This window comes from Streptomyces sp. NPDC052910 (assembly GCF_055585605.1).
The window spans coordinates 127,226-145,686 of sequence record NZ_JBVJJR010000004.1 but is presented as its reverse complement, the minus strand read 5'-3'; the positions used below and the strand labels follow the sequence as shown (position 1 = coordinate 145,686).

Sequence of the window (18,461 nt, the reverse complement as noted above, 5' to 3'; positions counted from 1 at the left end):
CGTGCGGTGGTTCAGATCACGTCCCACGCCGCGCCCGCGTACAGCGCCCGCATCCGCTCCACCAGAGGGACGTCCACGGGGAGACTCAGCTCGTCGATCCGGCCGACGGGTGCCACGCCCAGGGAGTTGCTGACGAAGGCGCCGTCGAAGGAGGGCAGGTCGTCCAGGCGGACCGGGCGGCGGAGCCAGGGGAGGCCGAGCCGGTCGAGTTCGCGGCGCAGCAGGAGCAGGGTGATGCCGTCGAGGGCGGGGGCGTCCGGCCAGACGACGGTGTCGCCCCGGACGAACCCGATGTTGGTGATGGCCCCCTCGGCCACCGTGCCGTCCGGGCCGGTCAGCAGCGCCTCGTCGAACCCGGCGGCCTGTGCCCGGCGCAGGTGGTACGCCTGCCCGAAGACGCCGGTGTGCTTGAGGTGCGCGGCGGGCCGCTGGTACGCGACGGCGGTGAGGCGCTGCGGGCCCTCCGGCTCGGGCGTCGGCGGCCGGACGGTCACCGTGCTGACCGGACGGACCGCCCCCTCGGCCGGCGGCAGGTGCACGTAGACGCGGACGGCGGCGTCCGTCACCCCGGCCGCCCGCAGCGCGCCCCGCACCCGCTCCCGGACGAGCCCGTCGTCCAGCCCCTCCCCGAACAGCTCGCGGGTGGCGGCGTCGAGCCGTGCGAGATGCAGCTCCAGTCCGCGGAGCCGGCCGCCGCGGACCTCCATCGCGGTCATGTGGCCGTAGCCGCCGAGAAGGGCGAGGAACAGGGGGTCGGCGGCGACCGGACGGCCGTCGACCTCGACATGCGGGGTGGAGAGATCGTTCATCTCCCCACCCTATGGTGCCCGTTGCGGCTCAAAGCTCGTCGTGGTTCCAGTCGCCGTTGGCCATGCTGCCCCGGCCCAGGGTCAGCCGCACGTACCGGCGGACCTGGTCGGCGGCCGGCCACGCGACTCCGACGGCGTCCACGGCCCGCTCCCCCGCATGGCCGCCCACACGGGGGCCACCGATCCGGGCGGGCGCCCCGCTCGCGACGGCTTCGGCAGAGCGGCCCGGGGGCAACGGCGTCGGCGAGGGCGGGACGTCGCACGTCTCGCGCACGTTCGCGGATCCACTCTCCCTTGACCGTGCTCTCCGACGTCACCACCATGACTACTGGACTGGTCCACCAGATGAGTTGAGGTATTCATGGCGCTACCGAAGTACGACCAGATCGCGGGCGACCTGCGAGGGCGCATCGTTCGTGGCGAACTCAAGGCCGGCGACGCCCTGCCCTCCGAGCGCGAACTGACGGAACGCTGGTCGGTGGCGCGAGCCACCGTGGTCCGCGCTCTCGATGTCCTGCGCCAGGAGGGACTGATCGAGACCCGCCAGGGAACCGGTTCGACGGTGCGGGCGCGGGCACCTTTGGCACGGACGGCCGGCGAGCGCTACCGCACAGCGGTACGCACCGGTCAGATCTACACGGCCGGCGAGTATGCCGAGATCGTCGGCGCCGAGACACTGCCGGCACCGGAGGAAGTGGCCACCGCACTCGGGATCGAGCCCGGCGACCCGGTGGTAAGGCGCCACCGCATCACTTTCGAAGGTGAGACCCCCACCGCCACCTCGTGGTCGTGGTTCACCGCGGAGGTCGCGGCACTGGCCCCACGCCTCCTCCACCGGGAGCGGGTCAGGGAGGGCACCACCCGCTACGTCGAGATGCAGACCGGGCGCCGGCCGCACACCGGCCGCGACTGGTGGACCGCGCGCCTCGCCACCGCGGAGGAGCTGGAATTGCTGCGGCTCGACGGCCCGGCTGCCGTGGCCGAGGCACGGCACGTGGCATACGACGCGGACGGGAGTCCGATCACCTACGAAGTCGGGGTGAACCCGGGCGGCCGATGGACCCGTACGGACGAGTACCCGATGAACGAATAGGTCTACGTCAACTCGCCGGAAGGCCCCCACACTTGGTGGGGGCCATTTCATTCCCGACCCCTTGACCTGACTAGTCCACCGGTGGACCATTCCAGTACAGGGCGTCTCATCGAGACGCCTTTCCGTGACCGCAGCGGCCCAGCCCTGCTCACCACCATGGGAGTCAACGATGCCCCCTGCTTCAGGTCGCCCAGTGAACGCCGTGGCACGCTGGCTCTGCCAGGCCGCCCCCTCCGCACGGAAAGCACTGGCCCACTGGGAATCGGGTGGGACCACGCCGTTGACCGTCGGTCGGCAATGGGACCTGGTCGAGCTCGACTTCACCCTCGCGACCGCTGCCATCACGCGGCTGAGGGACTCCGACCGCCACATCGGCCTCTACCTGATGGGCGGCGCGGAACACGCGATGTGGTGGCTGCTGCCCCTCGGCAGCGCGCCGCGCCTCGCCGGAATCCCCGGCATCAGGCCCCGGCCCAGGGGCTCGGAACTGTTCACCCCGCCCCCGGGCAAGTACCGAGGGGACCGCGTCTGGGTGATCCCCGGCCGCGACAGTGAAGCATGGCGCACCCTCACGGCCCCCGACGACCTGCGCCACGCCGCCGAGACCGGTATGCGCCTGCTCGGCCGGAAGACAGTCACGCCATGTCCGTGACCGGCCGGACCACTCCACACGTCGCTCCGCAGTGCGCCCTCGGCCACCACGCCGACTGCGAGGGCGCCCTCGTCGTTCGCGTCATCGGCGCACCGCCCGCGCCGGATACCACCGAACGCCTCCGCTGCACGTGTGCATGCGGCCATCCCACCGACAACCGGCATGACTCGGCCGACGCTCGACAGGGCCCGCCGCCACCCCCGTCCGCAGGCTGATCACACCTGCACAGCCCGGCCGGTCCGGACGGTGAATCCCGTCGGCGCGGCCGACCGGCCGCAGTCCGGCGCCGGCCGGGGCGGGTGCCATGGCCGCGGTTCAGTGCGGGTGATCGCGGGGGGACAGGCGGGCCGTCCCCGCGTCGAGGTCGATACCGGTCCGGCGCGGGGCGCCGTCCTGTTCGTCGTCGCGCAGGACCAGTTCGACGCGGCGCTGTTCCAACTGCGCGCGTTTGCCGGGGTACATGAGGCCGTGCAACTCCTCCGTCGCCGTGGCGCCCGCACCGCGTGGGCCGCCGCCGGGGCCGCTCCGGACGAGTCGGATCCCCTTGCGGGCGGCGGCCGCCAGGAAGAGCGGGACGACGATCAGGAGGGCCAGGCCCGGACCCGTCAGAAGGCTCATCACATCGAGGGAACGTGGCGGGCCCGGGCGTGGTTCCGCTTGCGTCAGCCCACCGCACCAGCCCCGGGCAGTCGCAGGGTGAAGGCGTGGTCCGTCGGGCGGTTGGGGGTGGTGACGTGGATGATGCCGGTGCGGTCGGTCGGGTCGTACCACCAGCCGGGGGCGGACGTGCCGGAGGTGGTGTGGGGCAGGGGGCGGCCGTCCAGGAGGACCGTCCGGGGGGCCGTGCGGGAGTGGACGGTGAAGGTGTAGGGGCGGGAGGGCTGCTTGCCCTGGTAGGTGCCATGGGAGGCGCCGACGTGGACCGTCACGTCGCCCCGGCCGGTGTGCGGCGCGCGGACGGTCACCGTCTGCCGGGCCGAGGCGCCCGTGCGGTGGGCCCGCGTCACGCCGTCGTCCTCGTAGAGGGTGAAGGACGAGGTGCCTTTCGGGTGGACGTCCCAGGCGAGCGGTGAGCCGGGGGTGCGGTCGCGGTGGGAGCGGATGCCGGGCCACATGGGGATGGCGGCTCCCGCCTTGACGAAGAGGGGGAGGGTGTCGAGCGGGGCGCGGTAGCCGTCGACGGTGGTGGGGCCGTGGTACGTCCGGCCCGTCCAGTAGTCGGTCCAGGTGCCGCGCGGCAGGTAGATGCCGTCGCGCGTCTCCTTGTCCTCGTACACCGGGGCGACGAGGAAGTGCTCACCGCTCAGGAACTCGTACTTCGCCGCGTCCGACGCCGCCTTCGGGTCGTCCGGGTACTCCAGGGCCAGCGGGCGGACCGGGCCGACGCCCGTGCGGGTCGCCTCGGCCGCGTACGTGTACATGTACGGGAGGAGGGACTCCTTGAGCTTGAGGTATTTGCGGTTGATCGAGGTGTACGGCTCGCCGTACCGCCAGGGCTGCTTGTCGTTCGGCGCCCAGCCGTCCATGGTCATGACGGCGGGGAGGAACGCCTTCCACTGGAGGTCGCGGACGTACGTCTTGGGGCTGCCGCCGAAGATGCCGTCGATGTCGCCGGTGGTATAGGCGAGGCCGGACATCGTCGCGCCCGCGTACGTGGGGATCTGCCAGCGGATGTAGTTCCAGGAGCCCTTCTGGTCGCCGGACCACTGGACGCCGCAGCGCTGGGCGCCGGACCAGCTCTCGGGGGCCCAGGTGAAGCCGCGGGCGTCGCTGTTGTCCTCGATGCCCTTGTACGCGTCCTTGCAGCCGTCGAGGGCGAACTTGTAGCCGTCGCCGATCCACGCGATGTCCAGTTTGGCGACCCGCTGCCCGGCCCGTACCTGGTCGGCGAGCTTGCCGAGGCCGTCCTCGGTCCACAGGCCCATGGTCATCTTGCGGTCGGCGAGGCCCTTGTTCACCTCGGGGAGGTTCTCGTGGCCGCAGCCGTAGCCGTCGTTGACGAGCATCCAGCCGAGGGGGAGGTCGTGTTCGACGTAACCGTCGGCGACCTTGAGCGCGTCCAGGGTGCGGCGCTCTCCGCGGTTCTTGTTGTGCAGGTAGCAGTCGGAGTCGCCGGCCTCCAGGCCGTAGAGCGGCGGCAGGAAGGGGCGGCCGGTCAGCCGGGTGTAGCCGCCGATGACGTCCTTGGGCGTCCGCCCGGCGACGTAGTACGCGTCGAAGCGCTGTTCGCGGGCGGTGGCCGTCACCGGGTCGGCGAAGTCGTAGGTGTTGGGGGCGTACGTGTTGCGGTAGACGCCGTAGCCGGCCGAGGAGAGGTAGAACGGGACGGAGTTGGGGTGCCCTCCGTCGTCCCAGTGGTAGTCGACGCCGACCTCGACCTTCTTGCCGCGGTGCGAGGTGTTGCCGCGGCCGTTCTGCATGCCAGCGCCGTAGAACCGCTCGTCGGCGCCGCGGGCGAGCGTCTGTGTCGTGCCGTCCTTGTCCCAGGTGAGGCCCTTGGTCTCGGACCAGAGGGGGGTGCCGTCGGCCCGGTACAGGGCGAAGCGCAGCGGTGCCTTGTAGACGCGCAGGGTGAGGCGTGAGGTGCTCAGTTCGTAGCGGTCGCCGCGGTCACGCCAGCGGGTGGGCGGGGGCGCGCCCTGGGGCAGGACGATGTCGTTCCCGGTGGGGTCGGTGAACGTGCCGTCGGGGGCGAGTTCGAGGCGGACGGCGTCAGGGGTGACGAAACGGATGCGGGCCCGGGCGGGGCCCGCGCTTAAGCGGTAGTCGGGGCCCTCGGCGGAGAAGGAGGTGACGTTGCCGACGGTGTGCGGCTCCCGGTCGGGGCCGTCCGCGGCCCGGGCCGCGGCCTGGGGGAGGACGGCGGCGAGGAGGGCGAGGAGGGCGGTGGCGACGGGGGTTCTGTGTCGTTCGCGGGTGGTCATGCGGCATGCTTAGCGCACTGTCGTGCACATGACCATGCCCCTCGGTCCTTCCCCGGAGGGGGCGCCCCCATTTCGCCGTTTCCTGCGGGACACGACCCCCGCACCCCGAACCGCCTCCGCCCGGCGGTCCTCAAACGCCGGACGGGCTGTCCCCGGCCACCGCCCCCAGGTCGAAGTAGTCCCGCCAGGCCGCGATCAGCCCGTCCCTCCGTATCTCGAAGACCCCCGCCACCCGCACCCGGACGGCCGCCCCCGAGCGGAGCGTCATCGTGTCGGTCCGTTCGTTGAGGACCACTCCTCCGCCCTCGGCGGCGGCGGACGCCTGGTGGTGGACGGTGAACTCGGCGGCGGTGAAGCGGGCCAGGAAGTCGGTGAAGTAGGACCGTATGCGGTCCCGGCCGACGACGGGCGGCAGGGGCATGCTGTGGTACGTCCCGTCCTCCGCGAAGAACTCCGCGAGCCGGGCGGCGTCCAGCCCGTCCCAGGCCGCGAGGAACCGCGCGACGACCTCCTCGTACTCCACTCCCGACACGGACGGCCACCTCTCCTCGTCACGACGTCTGCACTGGCGGTGCGGCGGGGCGGGCAGGTCTCGTCCCGCCTCTCCGGGCAGCGCTTCCCGCCCGCCGGTTGTTCCGCCCGGACGGCGGAAGCGTACGCCGGGCCGGGCGCCCGCTGAACGGCGCTGCCCGTCAGCCGGATGTCCCGCGACGACGCCCCGGCCGGCGCACACCGGGCGCGCGCCGTGGACCAGGGAGCTCTTCTCGTCGGGGGTGAGCCGGGCGAGCAGCGCCCTGACCCGGTCGGACGGCGTGCCGCCCGGCGGCGGGACGTCCGGCAGCGGGAGGACCGCGGCGGGAGGACGGCGGCGGGACGTCCGGTCCGGCCGCGGCGGCGCGGGCCGTGGGTCCGGGGTGTCGCGAGGAGCGCGAAGGCGGTGGAGGCGGTGGAGGCGGTGGAGGCGGTGGAGGCGGCGAAGGCACCCGGCGGGCCGAGCAGGTGGCGGCAGGGCCGAGCAGGTGCGGCAGGTGGGGACGGTGCTCGACGGGCAGCGGGGCGGGCACGGTGCTCGACGGGCAGCGGGTGGGGACGGTGCTCCCCGCGTCCGGATGCCCGGCCCCGCCGGCTCCGGAGGAAACGGAGAGGGGTGCCCACCGCCGCCTGGGCGGTGGGCACCCCTCTTCCGGAGCCTGCGGGACGACGCCTTAGAGCGCGACGCCCAGCAGCGCGTCCACGGTGCGCGACACCAGGCCGGGCGCGCCCTCGTCCGCACCGCCGTCGGCGGCCTGGGCGGCGGCCCAGCGGTCGACGGCGGCCAGGGCGGCCGGGGTGTCGAGGTCGTCGGCGAGGGCCTCGCGGACCTCGTCGAGCAGGGCGTCGGCGGACGGCCCGTCGGGCCGGGAGACGGCGGCGCGCCAGCGGGCGAGGCGTCCGACGGCCTCGGCGAGGACGTCGTCCGTCCACTCCCAGTCGGCCCGGTAGTGGTGCGACAGCAGCGCGAGACGGATCGCGGCCGGGTCCACGCCCTGGCGGCGCAGGGCGGAGACGAAGACGAGGTTGCCCTTGGACTTGGACATCTTCTCGCCGTGCAGGGCCACCATGCCCGCGTGGACGTACGTCTTGGCGAACGGGTGCTCGCCGGTCAGCGCCTGCGCGTGGGAGGCGCCCATCTCGTGGTGCGGGAAGATCAGGTCGGAGCCGCCGCCCTGGACGTCGAAGCCCATGCCGAAGTACTCCAGGGCGATGGCGACGCACTCGATGTGCCAGCCGGGGCGTCCGGGGCCGAGGGAGGCGCCGTCCCAGCTCGGCTCGCCCGGGCGGGCGGCCATCCACAGCATCGGGTCGACGGGGTTCTTCTTGCCCGGCCGGTCCGGGTCGCCGCCGCGCTCGGCGGACAGCAACCGCATGGCCTCCGCGTCGAGACCGGAGACCTCGCCGAAGTGGCTGTCGGTGGCGACGGAGAAGTAGACGTCCCCGTCGAGCTCGTAGGCGGCACCCGCGTCGCGCAGGCGCTCCACCAGCGGGACGATCTTCGGTATCGACTCCACGGCACCCACGTACTGGCGCGGGGGCAGCAGCCGCAGCGCGGTCATGTCCTCGCGGAACAGGGCGGTCTCGCGCTCGGCGAGGGCCTCCCAGTCGTCGCCGTTGGCGGCGGCCCGCTCCAGCAGCGGGTCGTCGATGTCCGTCACGTTCTGGACGTAGTGGACCTGCCGCTTGGTGTCGAGCCACACGCGCTGCACGAGGTCGAACGCGTTGTAGGTCGCCGCGTGCCCCATGTGGGTGGCGTCGTAGGGCGTGATGCCGCAGACGTAGAGGCGGGCGACGGGGCCGGGGACGAGGGTCACCCGTCCACCGGTCGCGGTGTCGTGGATCCGGAGGTCGCGGCCCTTGCCGGGCAGGGCGGGAACCTCAGAAGCGGGCCAGGCATGCATGTCCTGAGCGTAACCGGATGCGGGTTCCGGATACGAACCGGAGGGGGCGGTTGGCTGAGAAAGGGGGCTTGTGCGGGCGGTGGGAGTGTGCCCCACCCCTCCGGGAAGTCCGAGGACGAGCGGCGAAGCCGCGACAAGGGGGCTGGAGCGCAGCTTCAGGAATCGGCGAAGGGGAGGGACCGGGGCACCGCCCGCCGCAGGCGCCTACACCGGCGGCCACGGAATCGCCGGCCACTCCCCACTCGGCTCACGGTGCCGCCCGGTACGCAGCAACTCGGCCACCCGCCCCCGCAAGGCATCGATCTCCGCAGAAGTGATCAACTCCGCCAGCCGCCCCGCCAAGGGGCGCCCCTCGGCCAGATCGGCCGAAAGTCGCCGCAACGCCTCCAGCGCCTCCTCCGTCAGCGGCTCCCCCGCCCACCCCCACAGCAACGTGCGCAGCTTGTCCTCGGCGTTGAAGGTGACGCCGTGGTCGATGGCGTACAGCCGGCCGTCGGCGGCGGGCAGGAGGTGGCCGCCCTTGCGGTCACCGTTGTTGATCACCGCGTCGAGGACGGCCAGCCGCCGCAGCCGCTCGTCGTCGGCGTGCACGAGCAGGGCGGGGCGGCCGTCCCCCACCTCCGCGTAACCGACGGCCTTCCAGCCGGGGCCGGGCTCGTCCCCCTCGACCAGGGCGAGGAGGCGCCGCGTCTCCTCGGTGGCGCCGTCGTCGGCCGGGCCGTCGATCCAGAGCTGGCACATGCCCGGCCCGTAGGGGCCGTCCCGGAGGACGGTCGGCGGGATCAGGCCCCAGCCCATGGCCTCGGAGAGCTCGTAGGCGGCCACCTCGCGCTGGGCGAGGGTGCCGTCCGGGAAGTCCCACAGCGGGCGCTCCCCGGCGACCGGTTTGTAGACGCAGGCGGCCGTCACGCCCTCGTACGCGACCGTGCAGTACAGGACGGCGTTGGACGCTTCGCGGACGCGCCCGCGGACGGTGAGCTCACCATGCGCCAGCAGCTCCTGCGGACTGACGCCCGGCACGCCGGAGCCGGGCTCGGGCCTGGATCCGGGACCGGCCCCGGGCTCGGGCCTGGACCCGGGCCCGGACCCGGGAGCCCCCGCGTCCGGCTCCGGCGGCCTCACGCCCCGCGGCGGTATCCGTTCTGGCGCGGACATACGTGTCCTTCCGGGTCGAGCGGCAGGCTGCACAGCGGGCAGGGCGGCCGGCCGGCGTTGACGAGGTCCATGGCGCGCTTGGCGAACGCGCGGGCCATGGTGCCGGTGATCCGCACCCGGAGCATGGGCGGCCCGTTGGTCTCGTCCTGGAGGAGGCGCTCCTCGGCGGCGGCCAGGTCCTCGTCGGTGTCGGCCTCCAGCTCGACCAGGGCCTGTGCCTCGACGACCATCCGCTGCCCCTCGGCGTCCCAGGCCAGGGCCATGGTGCCGACCCGGAACTCCTCCTCGACGGGGGTGTCCAGGGGCGCGGTGTCGGCGTACTCGACGGGGGCCACGGCCGGGACCGGGGCGCTGCCGCCGGTGCGCCGGACGACCTCGTCCAGCAGTTCGTCGATGCGCTCCGCGAGCGCTTCCACCTGGGCCTTCTCCAGGGCGACGGTGGTGGTCCGGCCGGCCGCGCTGGCCTGGAGGAAGAAAGTGCGGCGGCCCGGCAGCCCGACCGTACCGGCGACGAAGCGGTCCGGCGGGTCGTAGAGGAACACCTGACGGGACAACGTCCTGCTCCATTGGTTCGGTGTCGGAGGGGGGGTCCTGCGGGAAGTCCCGGACTTCTCGGTCTTCCTGGGGTCTTCCTGGGTCTTGTTCGGTCTTCTTCGGAACGCCGACGGGGACAGCGGGAGTGCGGGACTGTGGAACAGCGGGGACGACCGGATCGGTCAGACGGTGCGGCGGCGCCCCCGCGCCCCCACCCTACTGCGCATGTGGATCACGGTGCTCCCGCGCCGCCCCCCACCACGGCCTCCCCCGGGTCGCCCGCTCCCCCGCCCGGCGGTGTGGCGGGTGGTGCCAGGGAGGCGGTCTCGCCGGTGTCCCCGAGCCGCAGCAGGTACGGCCGCAGGGGGGTGTAGCGGATCACCGTGAGCGAACAGGGGTCGACCGCGATCCGCTGGAAGTGGTCGAGGTGGAGGCCGAGCGCGTCGGCGACGATCGCCTTGATCGGATCGCCGTGCGAGCACATGAGGTAGACGGCGTCGGGGCCGTGCTCGCGCTCGATCCGCTCGTTCCAGTCGTGCACCGCGTCCACGGCGCGGGCCTGCATCGCGCGTAGGGACTCGCCGCCGGGGAAGGAGGCGGCGGAGGGGTGCCGCTGCACGACGGTCATCAGCGGCTCGTCGTGGAGTTCGGCGAGCGCGCGGCCGGACCAGTCGCCGTAGTGGCACTCGCCGATCCGCTCGTCCGTGCTCGACGGCAGCTCCCGACGGGCGGCGAGCAAGGGGGCCACGGTCTCCTGACAACGCTGGAGGGGACTGGTGACGAGAGCGGCGAGCGGGATGTCCCGCAGGCGGTCCGGGAGGGCCGCGGCCTGGGCGGTGCCCCGTTCGTCCAGGGCGACACCGGGGGTCCATCCCGCGAGCACCCCGCCGGTGTTGGCGGTGGACCGGCCGTGCCGGACCAGGATCAGGGTGGGCATGACCGCCAGCCTACGACGCCCCCCGGACGGACACCGACGGCGGTGCGGGCCGCCGGACGGACGGCGGCGCGGACGCCCTTGTGGACACCAAGCAGCCCCCGGGAAGGGAGAATGCCCCGCGTGATCGTGGATTTCGCCATCTACCGGAACGGACACCGCACGGACGGTCCGGCCGACTTCTCCGACGCGCTCGACCAGGCGCGCGCGGACGGGGACGCCTTCCTCTGGGTGGGCCTGCACGAGCCGACGGAAAGCGAGTTCGACCTGGTCACCAGCGAGTTCGGCTTGCACCCGCTGGCCGTCGAGGACGCCCTCAAGGCGCACCAGCGGCCCAAGCTGGAGGTGTACGCCGACTCGCTCTTCGTCGTCCTCAAGCCCGTCGTCTACGACGACCACACCGACACCGTGAGCACCGGCGAACTGATGATGTTCCTCGGCGACTCCTTCGTGGTGACGGTCCGGCACGGCGTCGGCAACCCGCTCTCCGAGCTCAGGTCCCGGCTGGAGGAACAGCCCGACCTGCTGCGCTGCGGGCCGACCTCGGTGCTGTACGCGGTGAGCGACGCGGTCGTGGACCACTACACGGAGGTGTCCGGGCTGCTCCAGGCCGACCTGGACGAGCTGGAGACCGAGGTGTTCGCCCCTCTGGGCTTCGACAACAAGAACATCGCGTCCCGGATCTACGCGTTCAAGCGCCAGGTGGTGGAGTTCCGGCGGGCCACCGGGCCGCTCGCCGAGCCGGTGAACCGGCTGGCGAGCACCGGGCTGCCGTTCGTCAACGAGGAGGCGCGGCCGTTCTTCCGCGACGTCGGCGACCACCTGGCCCGGGCCAACGAGGCGGTGGAGCAGTTGGACCGGCTGCTGTCCGACATCCTCTCCGCCCACCTCGCGCAGATGGGCGTGCAGCAGAACGACGACATGCGGAAGATCTCGGCGTGGGCGGCGATGGCGGCGGCCCCGACGATGATCGCCGGAGTGTTCGGGATGAACTTCGACCACATGCCCGAGCTCCGGCAGGTGTGGGGCTACCCGGCGGCGCTGGTGCTGATGGTGGGCGTGGTGGTGCTGCTGTACCGGCTGTTCAAGCGGCGCGGGTGGCTGTAGGGCGGCGGGTAGGCGGCCCTGGGGCGGCTGTCGGGCGGGTACGCGGCCTCGGGTGGCGGTTCCGTGGGGGCTATGAGGCGGGTACGTGGCCTCGGGTGCGGCTGTTCTCGGGTGGCTGAAGGGCGGGTACGCGGCCTCGGTGGCCGTGAGGCAGGCGGGCGCCCTCGGTCAGACGAATTCCGGCGCCACCGCCACCGCCCCGCCGCCCAGCGCGTCCCGCCGCTCCGGCATGCGCAGCCCGACCGCCCGCCGCCGGCCGCCGAGCCGCTCCCCCGCGTACAGCGCGTGGAGGCCCGCGGCCAGGGCGGCCGACTTGGCGCGCGGCCAGCCCAGCAGGCGGCCCATGCGCTCCATGACGGCCAGGCCGACGTCACGGTGGACGGCGGACTCCACCCGGGCGGCCTCGCGCAGCAGGGTGTGGATCGTCCGGCCGTGTCCGGCGGCGGCGAGCCGCAGCAGTTCCTCGTGGCAGTACGCGAGGTGGTTGGCCTCGTCGTGGCTGATCATCCGGAGAGCCCGGCCGATCTCGGGGTGGTCGCCGAAGTGGTGGCTGAGCATCCGCATCTGGCCGGCGGCGCGCTGTTCGGTGACGCGGCTGTGGGCCAGGTAGGTGATGACGTCCCGCACGGTCAGCGGCTCGTCCGCGCGCAGTTTGGCGTGCGGCAGGCCGATGCCGCGGCGTTCGAGGAGCATCGTGTAGTCGGTCTCGGGCGGCACCTCGACCGGTTCCAGGCCGCGTTTGCGCAGCAGGGCCAGGAAGATCCGGCCGTGCTTGTCCTCGTCCGCGCCGTGCCGGGCGATCTTGGGGGCGAGGGCCCGCAGTTCCTCGGGGACCAGGAGGGCGATACGGCCGTTCTCCCAGCCGCCCTGCGCCTCGCCGCCGGCGGCGATGGAGCAGAACAGGCGGTACGCCTCGTCGTGGCCGAGGATCTCCTGGAACAGACTTCTGGCCGTGAGCATGGCCGTCACCTCCGTGGGAACCAGTCAAGGTCCCCGCCGAGGGGGGCGCCAGCCAGGAGGCGGCGGGCGCTCGGCCGAACGGACGACGACGGGCGCGCGCCCCGGGCGCCCTCCGCCCCGTAACCCGGCGGACGTACGGGCGTTGAGCCCGGTGCCGGCCGTGGCGGGGAAGACCCCCGAGCCCCCACCACGGCCGCAGGCTTCTCGGGGCGTCGGGCGGGGAGCGCCAGGTTCGGGCTCACCGGCTCCTCGGGCGTCAGGCTCGGAGCGTCGGGCTCAGGGTCACCGGCCCGAAGGGGCTCGGGGTCACCGGCCCGAAGTCACCGACTCGGACCTCCGGCTCGGAGCCTCAGGCGAGTCCGGCCCGCTCCAGCGCCTCGACGCCGGCCCGCAGCCCGGCGATCCGCTCCTCCAGCGTGAAGCCCGCGGGGGTCAGGGACAGCGTGGTGACACCGGCCTCGGCGTAGGCGCGCATCCGGTCGGAGATCCGCTCGACGGAGCCGAGCAGCGACGTCGAGTCGATCAACTGCTGCGGGACCGCTGCGGCGGCGCCCTTCTTGTCCCCGGAGAGGTACTTCTCCTGGATCTCGGCGGCCTCCTTCTCGTAGCCCATGCGGACCGCGAGCCGGTTGTAGAAGTTCTGCTTGGCGCTGCCCATGCCGCCGACGTAGAGGGCGGTGTAGGGGCGGAAGGTGTCCGCGAGGGCGGCGACGTCGTCGCCGAGGGCGAGCGGCACGGTCGGGACGAGGTCGAAGCCGTCCATGTCCTTGCCGGCCTTGGCGCGGCCGGCGCGGAGCGAGCCGAGGGTGGTCTCCTCGGCGAGCTCGGGGGCGAAGAAGAGGACGAGGGCGCCGTCGGCGATCTCGCCCGTCTGCTCCAGGTTCTTGGGCCCGATGGCCGCGATGTAGAGCGGGATGTGCTCGCGGACGGGGTGCACGGTCAGCTTGATCGGCTTGCCGGGACCGCCGGGCAGCGGCAGCGTCCAGTGCTCGCCCTCGTGCGTCAGGCGCTCGCGGGACATGGCCTTGCGGACGATCTCGACGTACTCGCGGGTGCGGGCGAGCGGCTTGTCGAACTTGACGCCGTACCAGCCCTCGGAGACCTGCGGGCCGGAGACGCCGAGGCCCAGCCGGAACCGGCCGCCGGAGAGCGAGTCGAGGGTGGCGGCGGTCATGGCCGTCATGGCGGGGGTGCGGGCCGGGACCTGGAAGATGGCCGAGCCGACGTCGATGCGCTCGGTCTGCGCGGCGACCCAGGAGAGGACGGTGGCCGCGTCGGAGCCGTACGCCTCGGCGGCCCAGCAGACCGCGTAGCCGAGCCGGTCGGCCTCCTTGGCGACCGCGAGATTGTCCGCGTCCATCCCGGCGCCCCAGTAGCCGAGGTTGATTCCGAGCCGCATCCCGCTCTCCCTACCGATCAGTAACGTCGTCGTCGCGGGGACTCTAGCGCGCGGACCGGTGGTACGTCACCGGGTGACGTGGGGTGACCGCGCGACGCCGGAAGCCGTACCGGAGGCCGCCGGGGGCCGCGCCGGGCCGGTGCCGGGTGGGGACGCCCGCGCCGCCTGCCTCCGGGGAAGGCCCTCGCCGGCCCGGCGCCACGTGTGCAAGGGCGGCGCCCGGGGCGCCCGTGACCGCGCGGCGCCGGGCCCGGTGCCGACCCGGCCGGCCGATACGCTCACCGGTCATGGAGCAAAGGCATGTCGGCCGTACGGGCCTGCGCGTCTCCCGGATCGGACTCGGCACGCTCACCTGGGGGCGGGACACCGACGAGTACGAGGCCGGCGAGCAGCTCAGGGTCTTCCACGAGGCGGGCGGGACGCTGGTGGACACGGCGGACGTCTACGCGGGCGGCGCGGCCGAGTACCTCCTCGGCCGGCTCCTCGACACGGTGGTCCCCCGCCGGGACCTGGTCCTGGCCACCAAGGCGGGCAGCGTCCTGGACCCCGGCCACCGCGCCGACGCCTCGCGCGGCCACCTGCTGACCGCCCTCGACGCCTCCCTCGCCCGGCTCGGCACGGACCACGTCGACCTGTGGCAACTGCACGCCTTCGACCCGGGCACACCGCTGGAGGAGACCCTCCAGGCCGTCGACACCGCCGTCGCCAGCGGCCGGGTCCGGTACGCCGGCGTCTCGCACTTCTGCGGCTGGCAGCTCGCCAAGGCCGCGACCTGGCAACTGGCCGCGCCGGGCACGCGCACCCGGCTGGCCAGCACACAGATGGAGTACTCGCTGCTCCAGCGCGGCATCGAACGCGAAGTGCTGCCCGCCGCGCTCGACCTGGGCGTCGGCGTCCTGCCCTCGTCGCCGCTGGGCCGGGGCGTGCTCACCGGCAAGTACCGCCGCTCGACGCCCGCCGACTCCCGGGGCGCCTCCGAACACCTCGCGCCGTTCGTCGCCCCGTATCTGGAGGAGCCCGCGCGCCGCGTCGTCGACGCCGTCGTCACCGCCGCCGACGGGCTCGCCACGACGCCCCTCCAAGTCGCCCTCGCCTGGGTCCGCGACCGGCCCGGCGTCACCGCCCCGATCGTCGGCGCCCGCACGGCGCGGCAGCTCAGGGCGGCGTTGTCAGTGGAAGCCCTTACGCTTCCGGACGAGATCTGCCAAGCGCTCGACGATGTGTCGGCGCCGGTGCACCGCTACCCCGACCAGGACTGGAGCGAGCTGTGAACACGGACCGCCTCGACGGCGAGGCCGCCCCCGCGGCCACGGACGGGACGACGTCCGCGACACCGGACCCGACCCCGGACCGGGCACCCGAGGCCGCGCGGCCCGGGCCCGACGGCCGGGAGGCCCGGAATACGGCCGGGGCCGGGACGGGCGCGCCGGACGGCCCGGACGGCGGTGAAGGCGGGGACGGAGACGGTTTGCGGACGGCTGCCGGCGGCGCCCCGAGCGCCGACGGAACGGGTTCCGGCAGTGCGGCCACCGCCGGCACGGAACCCATCGGCACGGAACCCGTCAGCGCGAAACCCGCTGACGCGGAGAAGGCCACCGCCCCGACGTCCGGGGGAACCCCCGCCTCCTCCCCCGCTCCGGACGCCAAGGACACGACGGACGCCAAGGACACGACGGACGCGACGGACGCGACCGAAGCGCCTGAAGCGGCCGCCGCGCGGACGTCCCCGGACGCCGCACCGGCGCCGCGCCCCGAAGACCCGGTAGCGGGCGAGTCGGCCGCGGCCGAGAGCGCACCGGGGCCCGGCACGATGCCGGGCCGCGCCTCCAGCGCACAGGACGACGTACCGACCGGTCGGGACGCGTCGGACGTGGGGACGGACGGCGGACGGGCCGGGGGCCCGGAGGCGCCGGTCGCTCGGCCGGGCTCCGCGGCGGGCCCGGCCGAGGCGGCACGTGGCACGGCAGACGGTCAGGGCACCGCTGCCGACGGCCGCTCCGGCCGGAAACCAGACGACGCGGCGCGTTCGGAGTCCGCCCGGGCGGGCGGCGAGGTGCCTCCCGCCGCCCCCGAGGGCGGCGAAGCGCCGGACGGCGCGTCCTCCCCCGACGGCCGCCGCGACCGGGAGCCCGCCGCGGACGCGGGCCCGGACGGCGGGCGCGGGAGCGCCGCCGCCGGTGGCCCGGAAGCCGCTTCGGCCGCCCCCGGGGGCGGCGGGGCGGCGCCCGGGAAGTCCGCCGTCGCGGAGGCGCTGGCCGCGGCCGTGCGGGCCGTGGAGAGCGGGGAGCGGCCCGCCGCGTCGTTCTTCACGCAGCCGGCCAGGCCGGCGCCCGCGCCGCGTGCGGCCGCGCGGCCGGCCCGGCCCGTGGCCGCTGTGGAAGGGCCGCTCGCCGAGGCGCCGGTGGACGAGGAGGCGCTCGCCGGGGTGCGGCGGGTGCTGACGGCGGGCGGGGCGCCCGAGAGCCTGGCCGGGGCGGTGGTGGCCGCGCTCGGGGAACAGGCCGCCGAGGCGCTGGGCGAGGACCCGTGGCTGCTGATGGGCGTCGGGGGCGTCCGCCCCGAGCAGGCGGACGGCTTCGCCCGCGCGCTGCTCGGCGACGCGTGCGGCCCGGGCGACGAGCGCCGGGTCCGGGCCCTCGTCGTCCGGCTGCTGGAGCGGGCCGCGCTCGCCGGGCACACCGTGCTGGAAGCGCCCGCCGTGCGCGAGGAGCTCGCCCGGCGGGCCGTCCCGGATCCGGAGGAGGCGCTCCGCGAGGTGGTGGCGGACGGCTCGGTGCTGGTCTTCCAGGAGCCCCTGCGGGCCCCCGAGACCCCCGAGGAGGAGTCCGGCGAGGCGGAGGTGCCGGTCCGGACCCTGCTGGGCCTCGACCGGTACGCCATGGCCGAGGAGAGCCTGGCCGACGGGCTCGCCCGGCTGCTCGGCACGCTCGCCGCCCGGGACCAGGACTGGGCGGGCGCCGCCGCCGCGGCACCCTCCCCGTCGGCCGCCGAGCTGATCCGCGCCGTGGCCGCCTCCGGCCTGGTCGCGCACAGCGGCGGCGAGGCCGCCCGCGCCGAGCCCGCGGCGGTCGTCGCCGCGGCCCGGTCGCTCGGGCTGCGCGCGGTGGCCGCCGCGTTCACCGAGGACGGCCGGCGGCGCCTGGCCGCCGCCGGGGACGCCGAGGCGGTCACGGTCGCCGGGCTGCTCGCCGGCCGGGAGGGGCCGGAGCGGGACGCCGAGGGGGCGCTCGCCGTCGACCTGCTGGCGGTGCTCGACGCGCCGCGCCTGGACGTCGAGACCGCCGCCGCGCTGGTCGAGTCACTGCCCGACGGCGCCCGGCTGGTGCTCTCCGGCGATCCCGCCGAACTCTGGTCGGCCGGCCCCGGGCGGGTGTTCGCCGACGTCCTGGCGGCCCGCGCCTGCCCGGTGGTCGTCTCCCGCACCCCCGACTCCGGCCCCCTCGGCGAGCTGCTCTCCGGCATCGGGGCCGGCGAGCTGCTGCGCGTCGACGCCCCCGGCAAGGAGGTCGTCATCGTCCCGGTGCAGGACGCCGGGGAGGCCGTGCACCGCACGGTCCAGCTCGTCGCCGACTCCGTCCCGCGCGCGATCGGCGTCCCGCCCCAGGACACCCAGGTCGTCACGGCCGGCCACGGCGGCCCCGCCGGCACCCGGGCCCTCAACACCGCCCTTAAGCAGCGGCTCAACCCCGGCCCCGGCCGGTTCGGCGGCTTCGACCCCGGCGACCGGATCGCCTACGTCCCCGCCCCCGGCCGCATGGTCCCGGGCACGGTGGTCTCCGGCGACGCCGACGGGCTGCGGCTCGACTGCTCGGGCACCCGGGTCGTCGTCCCGCCCGCCCGCGTGGCCGACGCCGTACGGCACGGCTGGGCCGTCACCGCCCACCAGGCGGCCGGCACCCGCTGGCCGGCCGCGGTGGTGGTCCTCCCCGGCGACGCCGGCCCCGGCCTGACGAGGTCCTGGGTCTACACGGCGTTCGGCCGCGGCGAACGCCACCTCTCCGTGGTACACGGCGCGGGCCAGGACCTGCCGCGGGCCGTGGCGGAGATCCCCGCGAAGGAACGGACGACACGGCTGCGCTCCCTGCTGAAGGCGCAGACGCCGCCGGCGGAGTGAGGTCGACGGCGGTCGCCGAGGGGTTCCGTGGCCAGGCCGGGCCGGACGGCCCCTGACGCTCGCGCTCGGCGGGGCCGTGGCCGGCTCCCCGGCGGCCTGTGACCCCGCCGAACCGGGCGGGCTGGCTGGCTGGACGGACGCGCACGGTGAGCGAACGGCCGGACCGGACCGACGGCCCGGGCAGGGGCGGACGGACGCGGAGTCGACAAGGCGGTCAAGACCGGCGGCCTGACCCGACGGACCCACCCGGCCAGGCGGCCAGGCGGCCAGGCGGCCAGGCGGCCAGGCGGCCAGGCGGCCAGGCGGCCAGGCGGCCAGGCGGCCAGGCGGCCAGGCGGCCAGGCG

The 18,461-nt window shown here is 74.7% G+C and carries 15 protein-coding genes; 5 read left to right on the top strand and 10 right to left on the bottom strand.

Annotation, left to right across the window (positions count from 1 at the left end):
- Nucleotides 1–11: 11 nt before the first annotated feature.
- Complete coding sequence (locus tag ACZ6X9_RS16940; RefSeq protein ID WP_469778775.1) at nucleotides 12–809, bottom strand: aminotransferase class IV; 798 nt, start codon at nucleotides 807–809, stop codon at nucleotides 12–14.
- Nucleotides 810–1,170: 361 nt separating this feature from the next.
- Here ACZ6X9_RS16940 and ACZ6X9_RS16935 point away from each other — a divergent pair, with 361 nt between their 5' ends.
- Nucleotides 1,171–1,902 carry a GntR family transcriptional regulator gene (locus ACZ6X9_RS16935; protein ID WP_469778774.1) on the top strand — a complete coding sequence of 244 codons (732 nt, stop codon included), beginning with the start codon at nucleotides 1,171–1,173 and terminating at the stop codon, nucleotides 1,900–1,902.
- Nucleotides 1,903–2,095: 193 nt separating this feature from the next.
- Nucleotides 2,096–2,554, top strand: a complete 459-nt coding sequence (locus ACZ6X9_RS16930; RefSeq protein ID WP_469778773.1) for a hypothetical protein — start codon at nucleotides 2,096–2,098, stop codon at nucleotides 2,552–2,554.
- 315 nt (nucleotides 2,555–2,869) lie between these two features.
- Here ACZ6X9_RS16930 and ACZ6X9_RS16925 read toward each other — a convergent pair whose 3' ends face one another.
- From ACZ6X9_RS16925 to ACZ6X9_RS16895, 7 genes are all read right to left on the bottom strand, one after another.
- Nucleotides 2,870–3,172, bottom strand: a complete 303-nt coding sequence (locus ACZ6X9_RS16925) for a DUF6191 domain-containing protein (RefSeq protein ID WP_469778772.1) — start codon at nucleotides 3,170–3,172, stop codon at nucleotides 2,870–2,872.
- A 44-nt stretch (nucleotides 3,173–3,216) separates the two neighbouring features.
- Nucleotides 3,217–5,478 carry a glycoside hydrolase family 31 protein gene (locus ACZ6X9_RS16920; protein ID WP_469778771.1) on the bottom strand — a complete coding sequence of 754 codons (2,262 nt, stop codon included), beginning with the start codon at nucleotides 5,476–5,478 and terminating at the stop codon, nucleotides 3,217–3,219.
- 130 nt (nucleotides 5,479–5,608) lie between these two features.
- A complete protein-coding gene (locus ACZ6X9_RS16915) occupies nucleotides 5,609–6,010 on the bottom strand; it encodes an SgcJ/EcaC family oxidoreductase (protein ID WP_469778770.1) in 402 nt (133 codons plus the stop codon).
- A gap of 673 nt (nucleotides 6,011–6,683) precedes the next feature.
- Complete coding sequence (mshC, locus tag ACZ6X9_RS16910; RefSeq protein ID WP_469778769.1) at nucleotides 6,684–7,913, bottom strand: cysteine--1-D-myo-inosityl 2-amino-2-deoxy-alpha-D-glucopyranoside ligase; 1,230 nt, start codon at nucleotides 7,911–7,913, stop codon at nucleotides 6,684–6,686.
- A gap of 204 nt (nucleotides 7,914–8,117) precedes the next feature.
- Nucleotides 8,118–9,068: an SCO1664 family protein gene (locus ACZ6X9_RS16905; RefSeq protein ID WP_469778768.1), complete on the bottom strand. Its 951-nt coding sequence runs from the start codon at nucleotides 9,066–9,068 to the stop codon at nucleotides 8,118–8,120.
- Nucleotides 9,032–9,622: a DUF3090 domain-containing protein gene (locus ACZ6X9_RS16900; RefSeq protein ID WP_469778767.1), complete on the bottom strand. Its 591-nt coding sequence runs from the start codon at nucleotides 9,620–9,622 to the stop codon at nucleotides 9,032–9,034. Before ACZ6X9_RS16900 ends, ACZ6X9_RS16905 begins: the two co-directional genes overlap by 37 nt.
- A gap of 212 nt (nucleotides 9,623–9,834) precedes the next feature.
- A complete protein-coding gene (locus tag ACZ6X9_RS16895) occupies nucleotides 9,835–10,539 on the bottom strand; it encodes a histidine phosphatase family protein (RefSeq protein ID WP_469778766.1) in 705 nt (234 codons plus the stop codon).
- Nucleotides 10,540–10,650: 111 nt separating this feature from the next.
- On the opposite strand from ACZ6X9_RS16895, the gene ACZ6X9_RS16890 reads away from it, so the two are divergent.
- Entirely contained in the window at nucleotides 10,651–11,643 is a 993-nt protein-coding gene (locus tag ACZ6X9_RS16890; protein ID WP_469778765.1) for a magnesium and cobalt transport protein CorA, read from the top strand.
- 168 nt (nucleotides 11,644–11,811) lie between these two features.
- Here the strand turns inward: ACZ6X9_RS16890 and ACZ6X9_RS16885 are convergent, their stop codons facing one another.
- Nucleotides 11,812–12,603: a ferritin-like domain-containing protein gene (locus ACZ6X9_RS16885; RefSeq protein WP_469778764.1), complete on the bottom strand. Its 792-nt coding sequence runs from the start codon at nucleotides 12,601–12,603 to the stop codon at nucleotides 11,812–11,814.
- A 349-nt stretch (nucleotides 12,604–12,952) separates the two neighbouring features.
- Entirely contained in the window at nucleotides 12,953–14,002 is a 1,050-nt protein-coding gene (locus ACZ6X9_RS16880) for an LLM class F420-dependent oxidoreductase (RefSeq protein ID WP_469778763.1), read from the bottom strand.
- 287 nt (nucleotides 14,003–14,289) lie between these two features.
- Here ACZ6X9_RS16880 and ACZ6X9_RS16875 point away from each other — a divergent pair, with 287 nt between their 5' ends.
- Complete coding sequence (locus ACZ6X9_RS16875; protein ID WP_469778762.1) at nucleotides 14,290–15,273, top strand: aldo/keto reductase; 984 nt, start codon at nucleotides 14,290–14,292, stop codon at nucleotides 15,271–15,273.
- Between the two features lie 539 nt (nucleotides 15,274–15,812).
- The gene (locus ACZ6X9_RS16870; RefSeq protein WP_469779173.1) at nucleotides 15,813–18,116 is read left to right on the top strand and encodes a helix-hairpin-helix domain-containing protein; all 2,304 of its coding nucleotides are present in this window, start codon (nucleotides 15,813–15,815) and stop codon (nucleotides 18,114–18,116) included.
- The last annotated feature ends 345 nt before the right edge of the window (nucleotides 18,117–18,461 follow it).

Excerpts from the sequence above, each read along its gene's own strand:
- ACZ6X9_RS16940 (WP_469778775.1), bottom strand. The coding sequence starts at position 809 with ATGAACGATCTCTCCACCCCGCATGTCGAGGTCGACGGCCGTCCGGTC.
- ACZ6X9_RS16935 (WP_469778774.1), top strand. The coding sequence starts at position 1,171 with ATGGCGCTACCGAAGTACGACCAGATCGCGGGCGACCTGCGAGGGCGC.
- ACZ6X9_RS16925 (WP_469778772.1), bottom strand. The coding sequence starts at position 3,172 with ATGAGCCTTCTGACGGGTCCGGGCCTGGCCCTCCTGATCGTCGTCCCG.
- ACZ6X9_RS16920 (WP_469778771.1), bottom strand. The coding sequence starts at position 5,478 with ATGACCACCCGCGAACGACACAGAACCCCCGTCGCCACCGCCCTCCTC.
- mshC (WP_469778769.1), bottom strand. The coding sequence starts at position 7,913 with ATGCATGCCTGGCCCGCTTCTGAGGTTCCCGCCCTGCCCGGCAAGGGC.
- ACZ6X9_RS16905 (WP_469778768.1), bottom strand. The coding sequence starts at position 9,068 with ATGTCCGCGCCAGAACGGATACCGCCGCGGGGCGTGAGGCCGCCGGAG.
- ACZ6X9_RS16895 (WP_469778766.1), bottom strand. The coding sequence starts at position 10,539 with ATGCCCACCCTGATCCTGGTCCGGCACGGCCGGTCCACCGCCAACACC.
- ACZ6X9_RS16890 (WP_469778765.1), top strand. The coding sequence starts at position 10,651 with ATGCCCCGCGTGATCGTGGATTTCGCCATCTACCGGAACGGACACCGC.
- ACZ6X9_RS16885 (WP_469778764.1), bottom strand. The coding sequence starts at position 12,603 with ATGCTCACGGCCAGAAGTCTGTTCCAGGAGATCCTCGGCCACGACGAG.
- ACZ6X9_RS16880 (WP_469778763.1), bottom strand. The coding sequence starts at position 14,002 with ATGCGGCTCGGAATCAACCTCGGCTACTGGGGCGCCGGGATGGACGCG.
- ACZ6X9_RS16875 (WP_469778762.1), top strand. The coding sequence starts at position 14,290 with ATGGAGCAAAGGCATGTCGGCCGTACGGGCCTGCGCGTCTCCCGGATC.
- ACZ6X9_RS16870 (WP_469779173.1), top strand. The coding sequence starts at position 15,813 with ATGCCGGGCCGCGCCTCCAGCGCACAGGACGACGTACCGACCGGTCGG.